Raw genomic sequence first — 20,746 nt, 5'->3', positions numbered from 1 at the left:
TGTTCGGATTCACAGCAGTTCAGCTCCCGACATGCTCAGTACGCGAACGGCACCGGCCTCGTACGAGGTGCTGACACCGTGGATCTCCTCCATCTGCTGCGCGGCCGACGTGCACCGCATGCCGAACTTGGCGAGCACTCGATCGCTGGCGATCGTCAGTGCCTCCGACGTCCGCTGCACGAACTCCGCCACCGGGTACTCCTGGCCGGGCGTCAGGTAGTCGTGCATCACGAGAGACGGTGAATAGCAGGACTGTTCGCGTCCGTCGGGCCATCGGACGAGGAACGACATCTCAGGCATGGATCGGCTCCTTCGTGATGGTCCGGTACACGGACGGCCGGCGATCACGCAGGTTGTACATGCCGCCGCCGCGTGCCGCGCCGATGAGTGCAGCGACGTCGACGGTGGCCGTGGCCAAGCCCGGTTCGACGCCCGTGCCGGCGAGGATCTCTCCGCCGGGTCCGACGATCTTTGCGCTGCAGACGAATCGAAGAGATCCGAAGGTACCTGCCTGGTTGGCAGCGACCCAGATGATCTGGTTCTCGAGAGCGCGGGCTCGGTCGTAGATGTCGAACCGCTGCTTCCACCGGTCCTCTTCCATGTTCTCGACAGTCGCAGTTCGTGCCGTCGGCCAGGCGGAGATGGACGCGACGATCTCGGCACCGTCGAGCGCCAATTCTCGGGCGGCTTCGGGGAATCCCTTGTCGTAGCAGATCTGCATGCCCATCCGACCGATCGGAGTGTCGAAGGCGGAGTAGCTGTCTCCCGCGTCGTAGCAGAGATTCTCGCCGAGCGGCTGGTGCACCTTGCGGTACGAGCCGAGGATTCCGCTGCCGTCGACCGTCACCGCGGCGTTGTAGCGTGTGTCGCCGTCCTTCTCACAGAAGCCGAACGTGATGACTGTATCGCCCGCCATGTCGATGACGCGTCTGATCTCCGGGCCGTCGAGTTCGAGAGCCGGAGGTAGCGCCTTCAGCCGACGCTGCCGCGACTCCTCGGTCTCGTCGCCGCCGCCGAGGCTCGGCAGGTAGCCGCCGAGGCAGGCCTCGGGCAGGACGAGCAACTGACTGCCGCGGTTGCGTGATTCCTCGAGCAACGCGGCGATGGTGGCGTAACCCTGTTCCATGTCGCGACCGAACTCGGCTGCGGCGACGGAAATGGTGACGGGCTGCGGGTGGGTGGTCATGCTTCTCCCAATCCGGTCACGGTGGACGTGACCGCGCGAGTGGTGATTCCATCGGGCCATCGCAGCGCGACGCCCGGAATGTCGGTGAGCTCTCCGCAGACTGCGGACAGTGCAGGTCCGGACGGTGCAGTAGGTGCACCGGGACGGTCCGCGGTGATCATCGCGAACCCTGGAAAACACGTGATCCATTCACCCATCGACGCGGCGTCGGGCTTCGGTATCGAGGCGATGTCGAGTACGGCACCGGTTCCGCTCGCCTCGGCGAGCATTCCGGTGGTGCCGGCCAGGCCCGCCATCGAGACGTCCTTGGCTGCCTTGGGTGCGGTACGGGACACGAACGACGCCATTGCCGTCAGTTCGTCGGAGTTTCGGCGAGAGGACGAATCCCATTGCTGGCCATGGTATCCGCGTCGCCACTCGCCCTCGATGTCCGCAGTGAGCGTCAATCGATCGCCGACGCTTCCCCCGCCCGCGCGGACCGGTCGAGAGGTCCGGCCCAGTGCGGTGACCGACAGCGACGACGGCACCCCGGCCTGGGTGTGGCCACCGAGCACCGGAACCTGCCATGCCGCAGAGGCATTGGCGAGACCACGGATGATGCGGGTCAGCCGACTCTGCGTCGGTGCTCCGACGGAATCGAGCATTCCGACAGCCAGCGCGCCCATCGCCGAGAGGTCGTTCAGGTTGACCAGCGCCGCACACCAGCCGGCCCACTCGGGGTCGCGATCGACCATGGAAGGGATGATGGCATCGCATGCGGCGATCATGTCGCTACCCGGTACCGGAACGCCGTCGTCTCCCCGAAAGCCTTTGGCTCCGAGCCCGAGTGGCTGTGCCTTCAGAGGTGCAAGCACCCCGGCCAGCATTGCCTTGGTCGAGGAGACGAGCCGTTCGATGCGGTCGATCGGCCAGTACATCGCCACGTGCGGCGTGTTGGCCACCTCGACGTCACCGCGGCGAATCCACCCGAGGCGGGTGAACAGTTGCTCGTTGCCCTTCTGCACCGTCGCGTCGAAACGAAGCACGCCTCGACTCTCGGCATGGGCGCAGGCTGCCCGAACCAGGGCAGGCCCGACGCCGGACGTGCGCGCCGAGACCGAGACCACGAGGCGGCTCCCGGCCCACCACCCGAGATCCGTTGCAGTGCAGGGTGCCAGCCGCACACCGCCGAGCACGGTGCCGTCCCGGTCGGTGGCGACCAGAACGACTGCCCGAGGATCGTCGTCGACGTCGTCGTGATCGGTGCCGGCGAACAAGCCCTGTTCGGCAACGAATGTCGCTCTCCTGAGCGCACGATAGGCGTCCAGCTGTGCTGCACTTTCGCACGGTTGGACGATGAACCTGGGTTCGACGACAGTGGTTGCAGTTCCGGACAATCCGGCAAGGTCGCCCGCTTCCACGACACCGAACATGTCAGCCCCCCGCGTTCTGCAGAACGCTGCACGCACCGCATGCCGCGCAGCCTGCCTTCTGATCGGATCCGAGCATCGCCGCGGCCTGAAGTTCCTTGGCGACGCGTCGGGTGACGTTTTCCAGGACGTCCCGGTCGGGGGCCGTCGCTCGGTCCACGTCCACCGCCAACGTTCCGGCCAGCGGACGGAACGGAACGACGAAGGGATAGACACCCATCTCGATGAGTTCCGCTGCCCCGGAAACCAATTCGTCGGGATCCTCGCCGAGCCCCACCAGGATGTACGTCGAGACCTGGTTGCGTCCGAAGACACGAACCGCCTCTTTCCACGCAGCGCGGTACTCGTCCATCGACACCGAGGCCTTGCCCGGCATCCACTTGCGTCGAACATTCTCGTCGAGAGATTCGACGTGGATGCCGATGGATTCGGCTCCGGCGTCGTACAGATCTTGGATGGTCTGGAGGTCGCCGGGAGGTTCGCACTGCACCTGGATCGGCAGCTGTGGAACCACGGCCTTGATGGCGCGTACGCATCGGGCCAGGTGACGGGCACCGCGATCCTTCGCGGCCGAGGTACCGGTCGTCATGACCATCTGCGTGACGCCGTCGAGCCGTACCGCCGCCTCGGCCACCTCGGCGAGCTGCGCCGGGGTCTTGACGGCGATGGTGTCGCCGGCCTCGAGCGAGGCCTCGATGGAGCAGAAGCGGCAGCGTTGATCGGCGTCGTAGCGGATGCACGTCTGCACCACGGTGGTCGCGAGAACACTGCTGCCGTGCAGCTTCGCGATCTTCTCGTAGGCGATACCGTCGGCGGTTTCCAGGTCGTAGAACTGCGGGCGATCGACGGCCTGCACATCGAGGCCGATATCGTTGCCGTCGAACAACACTCGGCCCTCTTCGAGGACGTAGGGACTGAGCGGATTGCGCGGAATGGCTGCGCCGAGGCCGTCGATGCGGACATGTCCGTCGTCACTCGGCCCTGCACCGGCAGTTCTGGACACCGGCGTCGCTCCTCGAATACCGAGCAACGCCAGATCCACGCGCGTAGAGACGGCGTTTTCGGGTCGCTCCTGCAGGCTCCGCTCCCGGTCCATCGTGCGCTCCTAGACCATGTAGGTCGAGTTGATGATGGCACCCTTGCGCGCGTAGTGGATCAGCGCGTCCTGCACGTCCAGGGGGTGGGCCGGGATGACGCCCTCGATGAGGTCCTCTTCCCGACCGCCGTGCAGGGCAAGCCCGAAGCGGCAGCAGAACACGGTGCCACCCTCGGCGATGAACGTCGCGAGCGAGTCGTTGATGTTCTGCTCGCCCGGGAACCCGGAGTCACCGGTGGTCGGAAAGCCGCGAGTGGCAAGGCAATTGATAGCGCCGGGACCGTAGAAGTACATGGCCGACTCGAAGCCTTTGCGCAGCGCGCGCGTCGCCTGGAGTACCGCGACGAAAGAGACCGAGGACTCGTGGGCGATACCGTGTACCAGCGTGAAGTAGCTCTCGCCGTTCTCGGCCTTGTAGTCGGGGAAGATCTTGGTGGAGCCGTAGATGTTGCTGCCCTTGGGAAGTGAAGGGTGCGGAATCTCTTCGAGTGACTTCTTGATGTTCTCGGCGATGGACTGGTCGAGGTCTGACACGGGTGTCTCCTGAGGTTCGCAGAGCGGGCTGAATGCGGTGGGCAACTACTCGAGATGCGGTGGGCGTCGGTGGCCACCTGAGGAAGAGAGGTCATGTCCGGCGAGAGAGCAGATCCTCTGCGGCCATGGAACAAGTACAAGCCCCATCCATTTCGGATTGGTCACACCCGGAACAACGCCGTGTTTCGAGGGCCTCACAGTGTTGACGTGGCGTTACGCGGATAGTGTGGAGGCCGCATCACCCATCCACCACGAACTTGACGAGGAACTCGATGATCGGCGCCGTCACCGGCTTGTTGTATGCGTTGTCCCTGGTCGTGGGCGTCTGGGTGCTCGCCAAGCTCGCCATGAACCGACCGGTTCTGCTGAAGAACAAGTCCGATCGCACACTGTTCTGGACCATCGCCGCCACCGAGGCCGTCGTCGCGGTGCAGGCCGTGATCGGTTTCGTCATGATGTTCACCTCGGATCGCGAGATACACCGGCTGACATTCGGGTCCTACCTCGTCGGGCTGCTGTTCCTGCTCCCCCTCGGCACGTGGTGGTCCCTGGGCGACCGTTCCCGCGGCGGCACAGCGGTGCTCCTCGTTGCCGTCCTCACCCTCGCGGCCATGGTGCTGCGCCTGAGCCAGATTTGGGCCGGATATGCCTGACAACCTCCAGCAAGCGACGCGCACCGGATTCGGGCGCTTCCTCATCGCCGTCTACGCGGTGTTCGCCGTTGCCGCGACAGCGCGCTCGATCGTGCAGCTCACCACACGATTCGACGACGCACCGGTGGCGTATCTGCTGTCGGCCTTCGCGGCAGTGGTCTACATCGTCGCCACGGTAGGACTGGCGAGGGCAACCGAAGCATCGCGACGAGTGGTGACGGTGTCCTGCATCATCGAACTCGTCGGGGTCATCGGCATCGGCACCCTCAGCTACATCCAGCCCCAGGACTTCCCGGAGCCGACGGTGTGGTCGCACTTCGGATCCGGATACGTCTTCATCCCGGTGGTACTCCCCATCGCGGGACTGTGGTGGTTGCGAAAGACGCGGTTGCAGTAGCAGTTGGGCGGCGTCCGAACAGGGCGGGCCGACAGACGGGGATCCGTCTTTCACAGCCACCTGGGTGACGTCAGTTCGAATGTGTCCGCACTACTGCTTCGCCCGACAGCGCGGACTTCCGGGTCGGTTCCCGAGTTCGCAGTACGCACTGGAATTCAGATGTGAGCGCGGCGTCCCTACCACGGGCTACCGACAAGTTCGGATCAGCCAATAGTGTAGCAGGGCAATAGTTTTCGGTTGAACTATGGTTGCCAGTCGAACGCGCGTTCGATACACTTGCTCCCATGACCGCAGCGATCTGGCAACTGAGCGAGAGCGAACTCCTCGCCGACGCCGCCGCGGTCTCCCACCGGATCCAACTGCTCGAAGCCCGACGCATCGCCCTCGTCGCCGAGATCGACACCCGCGTCGCCCGCGAGAAACTCGGATTCCCCGGGCCCGCCGGCTGGCTCACCTCCACCACCCTGCTCACCCCCAGCAAAGCCACCAAGATCGTCGCCCTCGCACGCGGGTTGAAGAACTTCCCCGACATCGCCGACGCCGTGAACGCCGGTGTCATGACCATCGACCACGCCGCCCTGATCCTCACCTTCGCCGAAACCCCACCCAAGAACCTCCCCCAAGCCGGGCAGGACATGGCCCGCAAGGCGATGATCACCGCCGCCACCGGACCCGAAGCACGCACCGACCGGATCCGCGAAGCCATCACCAACCTCAATGACAGATTCGGCGGCAACAAGCCACCTCCCGAGGACACCGACCGCAACGAACTCTTCGCCTCCAAGACCCTCAACGGGCGGTTGGTACTCAAGGGCGACTTCGATGCGATCACCGGCGAGAAGCTGCTCACCGCACTCTCACCGCTGACCGAACCCCGCCCCGCCGCCGACGGCACCGAGACACTCAAAACCGGAGACGATCGCAGCCCCGCCAAGCGACGAGCCGACGCCTTCGGACACATCCTCGACCAGTACCTCGCCTCCAGCAATCGACCCACCGAAGGCGGCGAACGACCCCACCTGAACCTGCACATCAGCCTCCGTGACCTCACCGACCTCCGCGACAGTGCTGACAGCGCTGACGTCGATGAGATCGCCGACGACGAGAACACCCGCGCTGCAGACGAATCCGATGACAACGTCCACCCCTCCGCAGATCGCGGCGCATACAGGGACCTGTTCGGCGACGGCACCACAGTCGGGTGGCTGCCCTGGATGGGACCACTCTCCCGCAACACCTCCCGCCAACTCGCCTGCGACTGTGTCCTCACTGCCATCGTGATGGACGAGAACGGCAACCCGATCAACCTCGCCCGCACCGCACGCACCGTCACCGCCAAACAACGCAAAGCTCTCATCGCCCGCGATCACGGTTGTGCGTTCCCTGGCTGCGGAAAACCTGCCGCCTGGACCGAAGGACATCACATCTGGCACTGGGGAGACGGCGGCCCCACCGACATGAACAACCTCGTCCTACTCTGCGGATTCCACCACCGACTCCTCCACCACTCCGACTGGGAAGTCTTCATCGGCGTCGACAACCACCCGTGGTTCGTGCCACCGGCAACCGTCGACCCGTACCGACAACCCAGACCATCCCACGCCCGAGCAGGCCCCCACATCGCCTGAGCCTGCCGACACGAACCGAACGAACAATCCAGCCCCGCACCGAGAACACGGTGCGGGGCTGGAAGAGGTTGTCGTGCAGCTACTTCAGCAATGGTCCGTCACTTCAACGCCGCCAGGTTCGCAACGGATTTCTTGACATCGGTGTCGAGTGCCCGCGCCACCACCGACCCCACAGGACCGAACAGGACGCCCCCGCCGAACTTCGCGTCGAGCGTCAGCTCCGATCCACCCTCGGCCTCACGAACATGGACAGTCAACGAGATTCTCACCCCACCCTTGCCGCGGCCGGACATCTCGATCAGCTTGGGCTCGTCGTACTCCGTGAAGGTCCAGTTGATCGTGTTCTTGAAGCCCTTCACCTTCACCAGCGATTCCACCTCGGTGCCCTTGCCCACCTTCTTGGGTGGTGGGCTGCACCACCCACCGTGGATGGTCATCCACTCGTCGAACCGGTCGAGCGCGGAAGCCTTGTCCCACGCGCCCTGCGGATTTTCGGGCATCTGCACCGAGACACTGATCGTCGCCATGAATCGAGACTGTCACAACTTGCCCGCAGGTTCTGACGGCGGCCGTTAACCTGAGACGATGGCCACGCTCGAGATCGAAGGTCGGAAGGTCTCCGTCACCAACCTCGACAAAGTGCTGTTCCCCGAAACCGGCACCACCAAGAGCCACATCATCGAGTACTACACCACCATCGCACCTGCGATGCTTCCTCACCTGGTTGGCCGCGCGGTGACCCGTAAGCGCTGGCCGAACGGCGTCGATCAGTCATCGTTCTTCGAGAAGAACCTCGCGGCGTCTGCACCCGACTGGCTCGATCGGCGTTCGATGCAGCATTCCGACCGCGTGGTCACCTACCCACTGTTCTCCACTGCAGCCGATCTGGCGTGGCTCGGCCAACAGGCGGCCATCGAAGCGCATGTGCCACAGTGGCGGTTCGAAGGCACCGAACCCGGACCGGCCACCCGCATGGTCTTCGACCTCGACCCCGGCGACGACGTGGATCTGGCCCGATGCGCCGAAGTGGCCTGCGAGATAAGGGATCTGATAGGCGATATCGGCATGACCGCGTATCCGGTCACCAGCGGCAGCAAGGGAATCCACCTGTACGTCCCGCTGGAGAAGCCTTTGTCGACCTCCGGCGCGTCCACGGTCGCCAAACGTGTTGCAACCCTGCTGGAAGAGCGCTCACCGGACCGGGTCACGGCCACGATGGCGAAAGCGAAACGAACCGGGCGCGTGTTCGTCGACTGGAGCCAGAACAACGGCAAGAAGACGACGGTCGCCCCGTACTCGCTCCGTGGGCGAACACTCCCCACTGTCGCGGCACCACGCACCTGGGACGAGCTGGAATCGTCGGGGCTGCAACAGCTTCGGTTCGAGGAGGTCCTGGAGCGATTCCAGGACCTCGGCGATCCACTGGCACAACTGGACCCCGCCGCGGATTCGGCCCCCGAAACCAATGCTGCCACAGACAAACTCGACAAGTACCGCAGCATGCGCAGCGCCGACAAGACTCCCGAACCGATACCGACCACCACCGAACCGCAGGGCAACAACGACACGTTCGTGATCCAGGAACACCATGCCCGACGGCTGCACTACGACTTCCGACTCGAACACGACGGCGTCCTCGTCTCGTGGGCCGTCCCCAAGAACATCCCGGTGGATCCGAAGCAGAACCGGCTGGCGGTACACACCGAGGACCACCCACTCGAATACGCGACGTTCTCCGGTCGGATACCCAAGGGCGAGTACGGCGGCGGCGACGTCTCGATCTGGGACAGCGGAACCTACGAACTCGAGAAGTGGCGCGACGACGAGGTCATCGTCGTCCTGCACGGAAAGAAGGCGACCGGGCGTTTCGCCCTGATCCGCACCAAGGGCAATCAGTGGCTCATGCATCTGATGAAGGACGCACCCGACAAGCCCGAGCCCAAGAACATCTCACCGATGCTCGCCACCGCAGGAGAGATCCTCGATCTCCCGGTAGACGAGTGGTCGTTCGAGGGCAAGTGGGACGGATTCCGCATCGTCGCCGAACTGACGCACGGTTCGATGACGCTGCGCACGCGGAGCGGCAACGACTACACCGAGAAGTTCGGCGCACTCCAATCTTTCGCGGACGACCTGGCCGAGCACGACGCCATCGTCGATGGGGAAGTCGTGGTGTTCGACGACGACGGGGTCAGCAGTTTCGAGAAGCTGCAGAACGCCACCCGTGAGCAAATCCGATTCATCGCCTTCGATCTGCTCCACCTCGACGGCACGTCACTGCTGCGCAAGAAGTACTCGGATCGACGACGACTGCTCGAACTGCTCACCACCGGACTCGACTCGGTACTGGTGCCGCCGCGGCTGACGGGGACCGCTGCGGACGCCATCGCCGAAAGCAGAGAACGGGGCTGGGAAGGCGTGGTCGCCAAACGAACCGACTCGATCTATCAACCCGGCAAGCGCGCCCACACCTGGATCAAGCACAAGAACTGGCGGACCCAGGAGATCGTCATCGGCGGGTGGCGTCGGGGGCAGGGTCGTCGTTCCGGCGGGTTCGGCTCACTACTGATGGGCATTCCCGACGGGGACCGACTGCGCTATGTGGGACGCGTCGGAACCGGGTTCGACGACCGTGCGCTCGATACGCTCGCTGCCCTCCTCGCCCCACTCGAGGCGTCGGAAAGTCCCTTCTCCTCGGTGCTGCCCGCGGCCGATCGGAACGGAGCAGTATGGGTGGAGCCGGTACTCGTCGGCGAGGTGCGGTTCTACGAGGCCACGGAATCCGGCCATCTGCGGCATCCGAGCTGGCGCGGCCTGCGCCCGGACAAAGAGCCGAAGGCGGTGCGTAGGGAATGACGAGAATGCCTCGGGTGGAAAACTTGGATCCGATCGAAGAAACAAGGATAGGTAACGTTCGGTTGCCATAAAATGAGCCGATGCGTACCGTTGCGCCCATCGTTTCCGGGGGGAGCGTAACAACTCGAAGATCATCAGCTATAACGGTTTGCGGGCCGGCTCTACGGGGGCTTGCCAGATCGCCGCAGCGCTCGTCGCTTCGGTTCAGGCACGGAGGGGTTTACCACATGCGGGTTCTCAAGTTGGCAGGCGCTGTCAGCATGACGGCGATTGCAGTTCTGTGTTCGTCGCTCGTCGGCGCAGGTCACGCGGCTGCTGCGCCGTTGTACCCGACGCCTATCGCGGACGCCTTCTACTCTCCGCCCGTCGATCTCGACGCGCTCGCTCCGGGCGACGTGATCTCCAGTCGCCCGATGCCACCGCCCCCCGGATTCTTCGGCGTGGACGTGTGGCAGCTGAATTTCCGCTCCACCAATTCGGCAGGCGATCCCATCGCCGCAATCAATACCGTGTTGGTTCCACAGAACAAAGCGCCGAACGGCCCTTTACTTTCTTACCAACACATCATCAATGCACTCGGTCTCGAATGTGCACCTTCACAAGCACTCTGGACCAACGATCCCAATTTGATGATTCGTGAGGCACCCGCTCTCAATGCAGTACTGCAGCGCGGTTGGACGGTCGTGATCGCCGATCACCTCGGACCCAACAGCGCCTACGGTGCCGCGAAGCTCGGCGGGCAGATCGTGCTCGACAGCATTCGCGCCACTCAGCGCTTCGATCCCATCCAGGTTCAGCAGAGCCCGGTTGCGTTGGCCGGCTACTCCGGCGGCGGAATGGCCACGGCATGGGCAGCTGCGCTTCAGAACGACTACGCACCCGAGCTGAACATCGTCGGCAGCGCGAACGGTGGCGCTCCGATGAACCTCGAGCGCATGGCCCGCGATCTCGGTTTCGCCCCGCACCCCATGTTCGGTCTGGCGTTCGCTGCCGCGCTCGGTATCGAACGCGAGTACCCCACCCGCATCCCGATCAGCTCTCAGCTCAACCCGCTCGGTAAGGAGATCGAGAGCAAGATCCAGAACGGTTGCACCAACGACATCATCGCGGCGGGCGCGGGAAAGAGCGCCATGGAGGTCGCAGGCACGCTGGACCTGATCAGCAGTCCGGAAGCGATTGCCGCCGTCAACGACAACAGCGTCGAGCTGTATCCCGGCGTACCGAAGGCACCGTACTTCGAGTGGCACAGCCCGTCCGATGCATTGATCCCGGTCAGCGCCATCGACAACACGCTTGCCCGATACTGCCGCGCCGGGGTCCTGGTGACCGAGGTGAAGGTGCCCAGCAACGATCACCTGACTGCTGCAGTGCTCGGCCTACCTCAGGCACTCGAGTGGATCGACCAGCGATTCGCAGGAGTGCCGGCCACGACCAACTGCTGATCGCGCCGACCGACCCATGGCACATGATCAAAGCTTCAGTGGGTCGGTTAGGCTAACCTCGCTAAGTCCAGTTGCGAGGAGATCACATGAAGAAGACCGTCCAGCTCGTCGCCGCCGGTGCCTCCGTTCTGGCACTGGCAGCCGGCTGCTCGTCCGATGCCGGCACCGACGCATCCGGTAACGCCGGCAGCGCCGCCGGCTTCCCGGTCACCGTCGAGCACCGATTCGGCGAGACGGTCATCGAGGCCGAGCCCACCCGTGTCGTGACGATCGGGTTCAACGAGCAGGACTTCGCACTCGCGCTCGGCGTCAAGCCCGTCGCGACACGCGGCAACCTGAGCTACGACTACCGGCAACGCCCCTGGGCGCAGGCAGCCCTGGGCGGAACGGAGATTCCCGAAGTCGGCAGCACCGACCTCGAGCTGGAGCAGATCGCTGCGCAAGCACCCGATCTGATCCTCGGCCCGTACTCCTTCATCGACCAGGGCCAGTACGACACCCTCTCGGGGATGGCCCCCACGATCGCCGACATCGGCGGCTACGACGACGTACCTGCCGCGACCTGGCAGCAGGAGTTCGCCGTTGTCGGCGAAGCCCTCGGAAAGTCGCAGGAAGCCGAGGCCCAGACGGCCGAGCTCGAGCAGAAGTTCGCCGACACCGAAGCCGCGAACCCCCAATTCACCGGCAAATCACTGACTCTCGCGTTCGTCATGGACGACGGCAGCTACCTGATTCTCGGCAAGGACGACATCCGTGCCCTGTTCTTCACCGACCTCGGCTTTCAGATTCCCGACGCCTCCGAGACCATCAGTCCCGAGAACTTCGATCGACTCGACACCGACGTCCTCGTCATCGCCGGCCAGAGCCGCGAGCAACTGCAGGCCGACCCTCTCCTCGCTGCCCTCGACGTCGTCCGGCAGGACCGCACCGTCTACATCGGCTCCTTCAGTACCGACCTACCCTCGGCCCTCGGCTACTCGAGCCCACTGTCGCTGGACTACGCGATCGACGGATTCACCCCGATGCTCGCCGCCGCAACCGACAACGACCCAGCAACCGTGGTCCCGGACCCGGCTTCATAAGGTCACTCCGCAGGCTCCGCTCCCGGCTTCGTAAGGTCACTCCGCCTGTGCGAACTGCGTCCGATGCAGCTCCTCGTAGCGGCCTCCCGCCGCGAGGAGCTCGTCGTGGGTGCCGCGCTCGGCGACTTGCCCGTCCTCGATCACCAGGATCACGTCCGCAGCCCTGATGGTCGAGAGCCGGTGCGCGATGACCACCGACGTCTTGCCCTCCAGCGCCTCGGCCAACGCGGCCTGCACCGCGGCCTCCGACGTCGAGTCAAGCGAAGCTGTTGCCTCGTCGAGGATGACCACTCGCGGCTGTGCGATCAGCAACCGCGCGATCGTCAGGCGCTGACGCTCACCACCGGAGAGTCGATACCCACGCTCGCCGACGACGGTGTCCAGACCGTCCGGCAGCGAGCGAACAAGGTCCGCGAGCCTCGCCCGCGAGAGCGCGTCCCACAGTTCGTCGTCGGTGGCGTCGGGACGCGGCAGCAACAGATTCGACCGAATGCTCTCGTGGAACAGGTGCCCGTCCTGGGTCACCATTCCCACTGTGCTGCGGACGGATTCGGCCGTCAGGTCGCGCACGTCGATGCCGCCGAGCCGGACCGCACCACCATCGACGTCGTACAGCCGTGCGATCAACTGCGCGATCGTCGACTTGCCTGCACCCGACGTACCCACCAGCGCGACCATCTGGCCGGGTTCGGCTCGGAACGACACACCGTGCAGAACCTCCTCTCCCCCGCGCGAATCCAGGGTTGCGACCTCCTCGAGCGAAGCGAGCGACACCTTGTCCGCGGACGGGTACGCGAACCTGACATCATCGAGTTCGACGGCCACCGGACCTGGCGGTAGTGCCTTCGCGTCGGGCTTGTCGGCGATCAACGGAACGAGATCGAGAACCTCGAAGACCCGCTCGAAGCTCACCAACGCGCTCATCACCTCCACGCGTGCACTGGCCAGAGCGGTCAGCGGTGAGTACAGCCGCGCCAACAGAAGCGACAGTGCCACAACCGAACCCGGGTCAAGGCTCCCGCTGAGGGCATAGAAGCCGCCCAATCCGTACACCACGGCGAGCGCCAGTGCCGAGACCAGCGTCAGCGCCGTGACGAACACCGTCTGCACCATGGCACTGCGCACTCCGATATCGCGCACCCTGGCCGCCCGGACCGCGAACTCGACCGATTCCTGCTCGGGATGACCGAACAGCTTCACCAGTGTTGCTCCCGGCGCCGAGAAGCGCTCGGTCATCTGCGTGCTCATCGCCGAATTGTGTGCTGCCGCTTCACGTTGCAGCCGCGCGAGGCGTCGACCCATCCGGCGAGCGGGAAGCACGAACACCGGCAGCAGGACCAATGCGAGAAGGGTGATCTGCCAGGAAATTCCGATCATCACCACCAACGTCAGCACCAGGGTCACGAGATTGCTGACGACACCAGACAGAGTGGTGCTGAATGCGCGCTGCGCTCCGATCACGTCGTTGTTGAGTCGGCTCACCAACGCACCGGTGCGGGTTCGCGTGAAGAACGCGATCGGCATCCGCTGCACATGGTCGAACACTGCCGTCCGCAGATCCAGGATCAGGCTCTCGCCGATGTTCGCCGAGAGCCATCGGTTGATCAGACCGACCACCGCGTCCACCAGAGCGATACCCGCGATCGCCAGTGCCAGCAGCACCACCACGCGTAGCTCTCGTCCGTCGACGATCGCGTTGACGACCCGACCCGCCAAGACCGGCGTGGCCACCGCGAGAACGGCCAGAGCCACGCTGAGCACCAGAAACCCGCCGAGTGCGCGGCGATGCGGTGCCGCGAACGTCAGGATCCTGCGGGCCGTCTCCTTCGAGAACGACGACTGGGTGTCGGGCCTGTTCATCGTGCGATACATCTGATTCCAGGCGGTCATCTCCATACTCATCCCACCAACGTAGAACCTCGACATAGCTCGAGGTCAAGCGCGGCACCCGAGACCGACGGGAGGGGCAGGCGGCCGAGCCACCTGCCCCTCCCACGGCGATCACGCGGCGCTATGCCGCAGCAGTTGCCATCGCCGGCTCCAGCGCGAGCGCGAGAATGTCCGCGACGTCGGTCATCGGGCGAACATCCAACGCCTCCAACACCTCTGCGGGTACGTCGTCCAGATCCGGTTCGTTGCGCGCCGGAATGAACACCGTCTTCAGTCCCGCACGCTGCGCAGCCAGCAACTTCTGCTTCACCCCGCCGATCGGCAGCACCCGACCGTTCAACGTGACCTCACCGGTCATGCCGACATCCGAGCGCACCGGACGCCCCGTGGCCATCGACACCAGCGCAGTCACCATCGTCACACCGGCCGAAGGACCGTCCTTCGGCACGGCACCCGCCGGAACGTGCACGTGAATGCTGCGATCGAGAGATTCCTGCGTGACGCCGAATTGTGCTGCGTGCGAGCGCACGTACGACAGTGCGATCTGTGCGGACTCCTTCATCACGTCGCCGAGCTGGCCGGTGAGCTTCAGGCCGGGATCGCCGTCGGTCGCCGCAGCCTCGATGAACAGGACATCGCCGCCGAGTCCGGTGACCGCGAGTCCCGTTGCCACGCCCGGCACTTCGGTTCGCTCGTGCGCCTCGGGAGTGAACCGCGGACGACCGAGGAACGGCACCAGGTCCGGCTCGTCGATCCTCAGGACATCCGTGGTGCCCACCAACTTCGTCGCCACCTTGCGAAGCGCCTTGGCCAGCAATCGCTCGAGTTGCCGCACACCCGGCTCACGGGTGTAGTCGGCCGCGATCTTGCGCAGCGCGGCGTCGGTGACCGTCACCTCCTCGGATGTGATTGCCGCCCTGTCCATCTGACGGGGAAGCAGGTAGTTCCGGGCGATGACGACCTTGTCGTCCTCGGTGTAGCCGTCGATGGTCACCAATTCCATTCGGTCGAGCAACGGCCCGGGAATCTGGTCGATCACATTGGCGGTAGCGAGAAAGACCACGTCGGACAGGTCGAGGTCCAAATCGAGATAGTGATCCCGGAACGTGTGATTCTGCGCCGGGTCCAGCACCTCGAGCAACGCAGCACTGGGGTCGCCGCGATAGTCCGAGCCGACCTTGTCGATCTCGTCCAGCAGGACAACCGGATTCATCGATCCTGCCTCTCCGATGGCCCGCACGATCCGGCCCGGCAGCGCGCCGACGTAAGTACGACGGTGACCACGGATCTCGGCCTCGTCGCGGACGCCGCCGAGAGCGACACGTACGAACTTCCGACCGAGTGCACGTGCGACCGACTCACCGAGAGAGGTCTTGCCGACCCCGGGCGGACCTGCGAGCACCATGACGGCACCGGACCCACGCCCACCGACCGACTGCAGTCCACGTTCGGAGCGCCGGGCCCGGACGGCCAGGTATTCGACGATCCGATCCTTCACGTCGTCGAGTCCGTGGTGGTCTGCATCGAGAACCGCACGGGCCGAATCGATGTCGTTGTTGTCGGTCGTGGTGTTGTTCCACGGCAGATCCAGCACGGTATCGAGCCAGGTGCGGATCCAGCCCGACTCGGGGCTCTGATCGCTGGCCCGCTCGAGTTTGCCGACCTCACGCAGCGCCTGTTCGCGCACCTTCTCGGGTAGATCCGCGGCCTCGACGCGGCCACGGTAGTCGTCGGCACCGTCGGGCTCGTCCTCGCCGAGTTCCTTGCGGATGGCCGCCAACTGCTGACGGAGCAGGAACTCCTTCTGAGTCTTCTCCATGCCCTCGCGGACGTCACCGGAGATCTTGTCGTTGACCTCGACCTCGGCGAGATGAGCCTTGGTCCACTCGATGAGTGAGGTCAGACGCGTTGCCACATCCGGGGTTTCGAGAAGGTCCCGTTTCTGCACGTCGGTGAGATATGACGCGTAGCCCGCCGTGTCGGCGATCGCGCCCGGGTCGGTGAGTTTGTTGACCGAGTCGATCACCTGCCACGCATCTCGGCGCTGCAGCATCGCAACGACAAGTTGCTTGTACTCGGCCGCCAGGGCTTTGAGGTCGTCACTCGGGGGCACATCTGCAACGGTCTCGGCCTCGACCCAAAGGGCGGCACCGGGTCCGCTGACTCCGTGGCCGATGTGCGCGCGGCGCGTGGCCTTGATGACAGCGGCCGGGCGGCCGTCTGCGAGGCGTCCCATCTGCACGATCGTGGCCAGGACTCCGTATGCGGCGTAGCGGTCCTCGAGACGCGGCGCGACGAGCAGCGTGCCGTCGTTGCTCGCCTTTGCGGCGTCGACGGCGGCACGCGCTGCTTCGTCGAGTTCTACGGGCACCACCATGCCGGGCAGGACGATCGGATCGGTCAAGAACAGTACGGGGACACGAACGGTTTCGGTCACTTCTCCTCCAAAGGATTGAGCTATAGGGGCTCAACTTCGAAAGCAGTAGTGATGTTCCCGTCCAAGTCCGTTGTTCTCCGTGGGCGGAACTCCGACCGTCCTCTCCGGCTACTTCAGCGCGCTGACCAGCTTCTCCGCGAGGGGACGCGTCGACGCCGGGTTCTGACCGGTGTACAGGTTCCGGTCGACGACGACCTTCGGTGCCCACGCGTCGGTGGAGTCGAACTTCGCGCCGTTCTCGCGCAACCGGGACTCGAGCAACCACGGGGCCTTGTCGGCGAGACCGGCCTGGGTCTCCTCTTCGTCGGTGAATCCGGTGAGCTCGTACCCGTCGAACGCCCAGGTACCGTCGCTGCGGACGGCGGGGAGCAGGGCGGCAGGCGCGTGGCACACCGCGGAGACCACCTTGTTGGAGTCGAGGAAGTCGATCACCAGTGCCCCGGAGCTCTCGGAGACGGCGAGGTCCTCCATCGGCCCGTGACCACCGGGCACGAAGACGACGTCGAAGTCGGACGCCTTCTGATCCTCCAGCTTCGCGGGCGAGGACAGGATCGACTCGATGGAGGCGAGGTAGCTCTTCTGATCCGCCACCTTCTCCTCGTCGCCGCCGTTGGCATCGACGGCCAAGCTGCCTTCGTCGACGACCGGAGCCTTACCGCCCGGCGTCGCAACCGTGATGTCCCAGCCTGCGTCGACGAACGTGCGATGGGACTCGACCAGCTCCTCGGCCCAGTACCCGGTGGGGTGCTTCGTGCCGTCGTTCAGGGTCCAGTGGTCGGCAGCGGTGACTGCGAACAGCAATGTCGTCATGGTCGAACAACCTCTCGTCGTCGGTATCTGCTCCTGCATGCCACGCGGGAACCCGATCGAAACCCTCACCGACTCGGTGTCGAACCGATCACCACGACAGCATCGAATGACTCGGATTCGTCGACGCGACCGGTGAATCCGGCGTCGACCACGGCTTGCAGCGTCGAATGTGCCAGTGCTGCACTGGTTTCGATGAGCAAGTGGCCACCGGGAGCCAACCAGTGCGGTGCACCGACGGCGACACGACGATGAATCCCGGCACCGTCCGTACCGCCGTCGAGCGCGATGCGCGGCTCGTGAAGGCGCGCCTCTCGTGGCATCAGCCCGATGTCGGCCGTCGGCACATAGGGCGCGTTGACGACGATCGCATCGAATCTGCCGCGCATGTCCGGCGGCACGGCGTCGTACAGGTCGCCGCGATGTACGTGACCGACCGGTGCCGTACCCCCGACACCGGCGAGATTGCGAGAAGCACACTCCACCGCCACCGCGTCGACGTCGGCAGCATGCAACTCGGTGACGCCGGCGACCGACAGGCCGACTGCCCCGGAACCACAGCACAGGTCCAGCAACACCGAAGGATGCAGCGCTGCAGCACATTCGACGAGAAACTCGGTTCGCCGGCGAGGCACGAACACCCCCGGTTCGACGGCGATACGTCGACCACAGAACGCGACCCAGCCGACGACATGCTCGAGCGGTTCGCCGTCGACGCGTCGTGCGAGCATCGCGGTCAGCTCCGCCCGGGTCGACGCGGACTCGACGAGAATGTCGGCTTCCTCTTCGGCGAACACGCATCCGGCTCCGCGCAGTGCGGACACCACCTCGCCGTATTCGAGTTCCGACATCGACCGTGCCTTCCGGAGTGCTTTTCGCCCGCCTGCCCGCCCGCTGAAATACTGTAGACCGGTATGTCGCACGAGACGACGAACTGGGAAGCCGCTGTCCGACGGTTGTGCCTGGCCCTGCCCGAGACCTACGAGGAGCAGGCATGGGTCGGGACGCGCTGGCGGGTTCGCGGGCGCACCTTCGCCCACGTTCTCGAGATCGTCGACGCCGCCCCGCCTGCATTCGCCGCAGCCGCCGGCACCGACGGCCCGGCACACGTGCTGATCTTCCGTTCCAGCGGCATCGAACTCGACGCACTCTCCGCCCGCGCCGGGTTCTTCGCGCCCGGTTGGGGTCCGCAGATCATCGGCATGCTGCTCGACGAGTCGGTGGACCGGACCGAACTCGGCGAACTGATCACCGAGAGCTACTGCGACCGCGCCCCGAAGAAGCTCATCGCACTCCTGAATCGACCACAGTGACCGCCGCGAACAAACTCGTTTGACGCTGCCTTGCGCCCCGGGACAGAGTGGACGCATGCGCGCGCCCGAGAACCTGCTGGCCGATTGCGGCAGTTGTTTCGGACTCTGTTGCGTCGCTCTGCCCTTCGCGAAGTCCTCGGACTTCGCCGTCGACAAGGCCGCCGGTGAGCCGTGCCGCAATCTTCGGCAGGACTCGCGGTGCGGCATTCATTCGACGCTGCGGGAGAAGGGCTTTCCCGGGTGCACGGTGTACGACTGCTTCGGTGCAGGCCAGAAGGTCTCGCAGTCCACGTTCGCGGGACGCGACTGGCGGCAGCAGCCGTCGAACTCGTCGGAGATGTTCGCGGTGTTCCCGATCATGCGTGATCTGCACGAATTGCTCTGGTACCTGGCGGATGTGCGCGACCGGACTTCGACCGCGCCGCTGCACGATCGACTGTCCGGCGAGTACGCAGAACTGGACGCACTGACCGAGTCGGCGCCCGAGGTTCTACTGTCGGTCGACGTCTCCGGGCTGCGTTCGCGGCTCAACGAGTTGCTGCTCGAGGCAAGCGATCTGGTTCGCGCCGAAGTGAAGGGCAAGAAGAACTATCGCGGCCGCGACATGATCGGCGCGCGACTGACCGGCGCGGACCTGCGCGGCGCGAGCCTGCGCGGCACATACCTCATCGGAGCCACCCTGCGTGGTGCCGACCTGCGCCTGGCGGACCTGATCGGCGCAGACCTACGCGGCGCCGACCTACGGGGTGCGGATCTACGCGGCAGCATCTTCGCGACTCAGTTCCAGATCGATGCGGTGAACGGTGACGAGTCGACACGACTCCCGCAATCGGTGACGCGTCCGAATCACTGGGTCCGACACTCGACCGAAAATATCAACCGAGCGAGCGACCCGTCTGCTCCAACGCTGTCTGGATGACTGTCAATGCCTTGGGACCGACACCGTGCAGTTTCTTCAGCTCGGCCGCGGGCACTCCCGCAAGATCGTCCAGGCACATGTACCCCGCCGCGCGGAATGCCCCGGACGCGGGATTTCCGGTGCCCTTCGGAAAGTCCGGATGTTCGTCGGCTTCTGGTCTGCTCACGGGCAAAGTCTAAAACAGACCGGTAGCCTGGCGGCGTGCCCGAAAACAAGCAGAGACGCGTTGTCATCACCGGTGCGAACACCGGTATCGGCTACTACACCGCCTTGGAGTTGGCGAAGCGAGGCGACCACGTGACGCTCGCATGCCGTAACAAGGACAAGGCCGATGCCGCCGCGGCCAAGATTTCGGCGGAGGCACCCCGCGGAACCGTCGACACCGCCACCCTGAATCTCGCCGACCTGGCCTCGGTGCGTGAGTACGCTGCGTCGGCACCGGAGTCGATCGACGTGCTGATCAACAACGCGGGCGTCATGATGCCCGCAATGCGGACCGAGACGGCGGACGGGTTCGAGCTCCAGCTCGGCACCAATCACCTCGGCCACTTCGCCCTGACCGGCCTGCTGTTCCCCAAGCTCGCCGCGGACGCCAAGATCACCACCATCGCTTCCGTCGCGCACCGGCAGGGCCCCAAGCTCGATTTCGACAATCTTCAACTCGAGCGTGGGTACAACCCCCAGCGCGGGTACGCGAACTCCAAGCTTGCGAACATCCTGTTCGCGTTGGAACTCCAGCGCCGGATCGACAAGGCCGAACTGAAGATCACCAGCAACGCCGCGCACCCCGGAATCTCGGCCACCGAGCTGTACTCGAGCCCCGACGGGCTGGGCAGCAACAAGATCCTGTCCACTCTCGCGCCGATCGGACTGAAGTTCTTCTCGCAGTCCGCCAGCGCCGGAGCACGTCCCACGCTCTACGCAGTCGACGTTGCGGGTGGCGGTACGTACAGCGGCCCCAAGTCCCTGTTCGAGACGCGCGGTAAGCCGGGCAAAGCGAGCATGACCAAGACCGCACAGGACCCGGCTCTGGCTGCACGGTTGTGGGACGCAAGCGAGAAGTTGACCGGAGTCGGCTACCCGTTCTGACGGGGAAC

20 protein-coding genes are annotated in these 20,746 nt (G+C 64.9%); 9 read left to right on the top strand and 11 right to left on the bottom strand.

Going from position 1 to position 20,746, the window contains the following annotated elements:
- Positions 1 to 9 precede the first annotated feature (9 nt).
- From CH251_RS02265 to CH251_RS02245, 5 genes are read right to left on the bottom strand one after another with little or no spacing between them, the layout of a single operon-like run.
- On the bottom strand, positions 10 to 300 hold the full coding sequence (locus tag CH251_RS02265; protein WP_032396776.1) for an MSMEG_0570 family nitrogen starvation response protein: 291 nt from the start codon (positions 298 to 300) through the stop codon (positions 10 to 12).
- A complete protein-coding gene (locus CH251_RS02260) occupies positions 293 to 1,186 on the bottom strand; it encodes a carbon-nitrogen hydrolase family protein (protein ID WP_094611607.1) in 894 nt (297 codons plus the stop codon). Before CH251_RS02260 ends, CH251_RS02265 begins: the two co-directional genes overlap by 8 nt.
- Positions 1,183 to 2,598 carry an MSMEG_0567/sll0787 family protein gene (locus CH251_RS02255; protein ID WP_094611680.1) on the bottom strand — a complete coding sequence of 472 codons (1,416 nt, stop codon included), beginning with the start codon at positions 2,596 to 2,598 and terminating at the stop codon, positions 1,183 to 1,185. The genes CH251_RS02260 and CH251_RS02255 overlap by 4 nt, the downstream gene beginning before the upstream one ends.
- Before the next feature lies 1 nt (position 2,599).
- The gene (locus tag CH251_RS02250; RefSeq protein ID WP_094611606.1) at positions 2,600 to 3,691 is read right to left on the bottom strand and encodes an MSMEG_0568 family radical SAM protein; all 1,092 of its coding nucleotides are present in this window, start codon (positions 3,689 to 3,691) and stop codon (positions 2,600 to 2,602) included.
- 9 nt (positions 3,692 to 3,700) lie between these two features.
- Positions 3,701 to 4,225, bottom strand: coding sequence for an MSMEG_0572/Sll0783 family nitrogen starvation response protein (locus CH251_RS02245; protein ID WP_027495238.1), 525 nt, complete (start codon positions 4,223 to 4,225; stop codon positions 3,701 to 3,703).
- Between the two features lie 272 nt (positions 4,226 to 4,497).
- Between CH251_RS02245 and CH251_RS02240 the strand changes: the two genes are divergently transcribed.
- The 3 genes from CH251_RS02240 to CH251_RS02230 all read left to right on the top strand — a co-directional run bounded on the left by CH251_RS02240 (position 4,498) and on the right by CH251_RS02230 (position 6,903).
- Entirely contained in the window at positions 4,498 to 4,878 is a 381-nt protein-coding gene (locus CH251_RS02240) for a hypothetical protein (protein WP_094611605.1), read from the top strand.
- Positions 4,871 to 5,275 carry a hypothetical protein gene (locus CH251_RS02235; RefSeq protein WP_094611604.1) on the top strand — a complete coding sequence of 135 codons (405 nt, stop codon included), beginning with the start codon at positions 4,871 to 4,873 and terminating at the stop codon, positions 5,273 to 5,275. Before CH251_RS02240 ends, CH251_RS02235 begins: the two co-directional genes overlap by 8 nt.
- Positions 5,276 to 5,559: 284 nt before the next feature.
- A complete protein-coding gene (locus CH251_RS02230; protein ID WP_094611603.1) occupies positions 5,560 to 6,903 on the top strand; it encodes an HNH endonuclease signature motif containing protein in 1,344 nt (447 codons plus the stop codon).
- 98 nt (positions 6,904 to 7,001) lie between these two features.
- Here CH251_RS02230 and CH251_RS02225 read toward each other — a convergent pair whose 3' ends face one another.
- Positions 7,002 to 7,430, bottom strand: a complete 429-nt coding sequence (locus CH251_RS02225) for an SRPBCC family protein (protein WP_094611602.1) — start codon at positions 7,428 to 7,430, stop codon at positions 7,002 to 7,004.
- 58 nt (positions 7,431 to 7,488) lie between these two features.
- Between CH251_RS02225 and CH251_RS02220 the strand changes: the two genes are divergently transcribed.
- The 3 genes from CH251_RS02220 (at position 7,489) to CH251_RS02210 (ending at position 12,283) form a co-directional block, all read left to right on the top strand.
- On the top strand, positions 7,489 to 9,759 hold the full coding sequence (locus CH251_RS02220; protein WP_094611601.1) for an ATP-dependent DNA ligase: 2,271 nt from the start codon (positions 7,489 to 7,491) through the stop codon (positions 9,757 to 9,759).
- 227 nt (positions 9,760 to 9,986) lie between these two features.
- Complete coding sequence (locus CH251_RS02215) at positions 9,987 to 11,201, top strand: lipase family protein (RefSeq protein ID WP_094611600.1); 1,215 nt, start codon at positions 9,987 to 9,989, stop codon at positions 11,199 to 11,201.
- Positions 11,202 to 11,287: 86 nt separating this feature from the next.
- A complete protein-coding gene (locus CH251_RS02210; protein ID WP_094611599.1) occupies positions 11,288 to 12,283 on the top strand; it encodes an iron-siderophore ABC transporter substrate-binding protein in 996 nt (331 codons plus the stop codon).
- 36 nt (positions 12,284 to 12,319) lie between these two features.
- On the opposite strand, the gene CH251_RS02205 is transcribed toward CH251_RS02210, so the two are convergent.
- From CH251_RS02205 to CH251_RS02190, 4 genes are all read right to left on the bottom strand, one after another.
- Entirely contained in the window at positions 12,320 to 14,185 is a 1,866-nt protein-coding gene (locus tag CH251_RS02205) for an ABC transporter ATP-binding protein (protein ID WP_094611598.1), read from the bottom strand.
- A gap of 109 nt (positions 14,186 to 14,294) precedes the next feature.
- Complete coding sequence (gene lon, locus CH251_RS02200; protein ID WP_094611597.1) at positions 14,295 to 16,610, bottom strand: endopeptidase La; 2,316 nt, start codon at positions 16,608 to 16,610, stop codon at positions 14,295 to 14,297.
- 108 nt (positions 16,611 to 16,718) lie between these two features.
- A complete protein-coding gene (locus CH251_RS02195; protein WP_094611679.1) occupies positions 16,719 to 17,420 on the bottom strand; it encodes a type 1 glutamine amidotransferase domain-containing protein in 702 nt (233 codons plus the stop codon).
- 65 nt (positions 17,421 to 17,485) lie between these two features.
- On the bottom strand, positions 17,486 to 18,268 hold the full coding sequence (locus CH251_RS02190; protein WP_094611596.1) for a putative protein N(5)-glutamine methyltransferase: 783 nt from the start codon (positions 18,266 to 18,268) through the stop codon (positions 17,486 to 17,488).
- 63 nt (positions 18,269 to 18,331) lie between these two features.
- On the opposite strand from CH251_RS02190, the gene CH251_RS02185 reads away from it, so the two are divergent.
- Entirely contained in the window at positions 18,332 to 18,730 is a 399-nt protein-coding gene (locus CH251_RS02185; RefSeq protein WP_094611595.1) for an MmcQ/YjbR family DNA-binding protein, read from the top strand.
- Between the two features lie 55 nt (positions 18,731 to 18,785).
- Positions 18,786 to 19,649, top strand: a complete 864-nt coding sequence (locus CH251_RS02180) for a pentapeptide repeat-containing protein (protein WP_094611594.1) — start codon at positions 18,786 to 18,788, stop codon at positions 19,647 to 19,649.
- Here CH251_RS02180 and CH251_RS02175 read toward each other — a convergent pair.
- Entirely contained in the window at positions 19,606 to 19,815 is a 210-nt protein-coding gene (locus CH251_RS02175) for a DNA-binding protein (RefSeq protein WP_094611593.1), read from the bottom strand. The two genes, CH251_RS02180 and CH251_RS02175, sit on opposite strands and share 44 nt — an antisense overlap.
- Positions 19,816 to 19,850: 35 nt before the next feature.
- Between CH251_RS02175 and CH251_RS02170 the strand changes: the two genes are divergently transcribed.
- Entirely contained in the window at positions 19,851 to 20,738 is an 888-nt protein-coding gene (locus tag CH251_RS02170) for an oxidoreductase (protein WP_094611592.1), read from the top strand.
- The last annotated feature ends 8 nt before the right edge of the window (positions 20,739 to 20,746 follow it).

The organism is Rhodococcus sp. 06-462-5, assembly GCF_002258315.1.
Classification (GTDB): domain Bacteria; phylum Actinomycetota; class Actinomycetes; order Mycobacteriales; family Mycobacteriaceae; genus Rhodococcoides.
This window is presented reverse-complemented; position numbering and strand designations above follow the sequence as displayed.

Coding starts and splice junctions, on each gene's coding strand:
- CH251_RS02180 (WP_094611594.1), top strand. CDS start 18,786: ATGCGCGCGCCCGAGAACCTGCTGGCCGATTGCGGCAGTTGTTTCGGA.
- CH251_RS02255 (WP_094611680.1), bottom strand. CDS start 2,598: ATGTTCGGTGTCGTGGAAGCGGGCGACCTTGCCGGATTGTCCGGAACT.
- CH251_RS02215 (WP_094611600.1), top strand. CDS start 9,987: ATGCGGGTTCTCAAGTTGGCAGGCGCTGTCAGCATGACGGCGATTGCA.
- CH251_RS02230 (WP_094611603.1), top strand. CDS start 5,560: ATGACCGCAGCGATCTGGCAACTGAGCGAGAGCGAACTCCTCGCCGAC.
- CH251_RS02205 (WP_094611598.1), bottom strand. CDS start 14,185: ATGAGTATGGAGATGACCGCCTGGAATCAGATGTATCGCACGATGAAC.
- CH251_RS02250 (WP_094611606.1), bottom strand. CDS start 3,691: ATGGACCGGGAGCGGAGCCTGCAGGAGCGACCCGAAAACGCCGTCTCT.
- CH251_RS02240 (WP_094611605.1), top strand. CDS start 4,498: ATGATCGGCGCCGTCACCGGCTTGTTGTATGCGTTGTCCCTGGTCGTG.
- CH251_RS02265 (WP_032396776.1), bottom strand. CDS start 300: ATGCCTGAGATGTCGTTCCTCGTCCGATGGCCCGACGGACGCGAACAG.
- CH251_RS02195 (WP_094611679.1), bottom strand. CDS start 17,420: ATGACGACATTGCTGTTCGCAGTCACCGCTGCCGACCACTGGACCCTG.
- CH251_RS02225 (WP_094611602.1), bottom strand. CDS start 7,430: ATGGCGACGATCAGTGTCTCGGTGCAGATGCCCGAAAATCCGCAGGGC.
- CH251_RS02260 (WP_094611607.1), bottom strand. CDS start 1,186: ATGACCACCCACCCGCAGCCCGTCACCATTTCCGTCGCCGCAGCCGAG.
- CH251_RS02185 (WP_094611595.1), top strand. CDS start 18,332: ATGTCGCACGAGACGACGAACTGGGAAGCCGCTGTCCGACGGTTGTGC.
- CH251_RS02220 (WP_094611601.1), top strand. CDS start 7,489: ATGGCCACGCTCGAGATCGAAGGTCGGAAGGTCTCCGTCACCAACCTC.
- CH251_RS02235 (WP_094611604.1), top strand. CDS start 4,871: ATGCCTGACAACCTCCAGCAAGCGACGCGCACCGGATTCGGGCGCTTC.
- CH251_RS02210 (WP_094611599.1), top strand. CDS start 11,288: ATGAAGAAGACCGTCCAGCTCGTCGCCGCCGGTGCCTCCGTTCTGGCA.
- CH251_RS02190 (WP_094611596.1), bottom strand. CDS start 18,268: ATGTCGGAACTCGAATACGGCGAGGTGGTGTCCGCACTGCGCGGAGCC.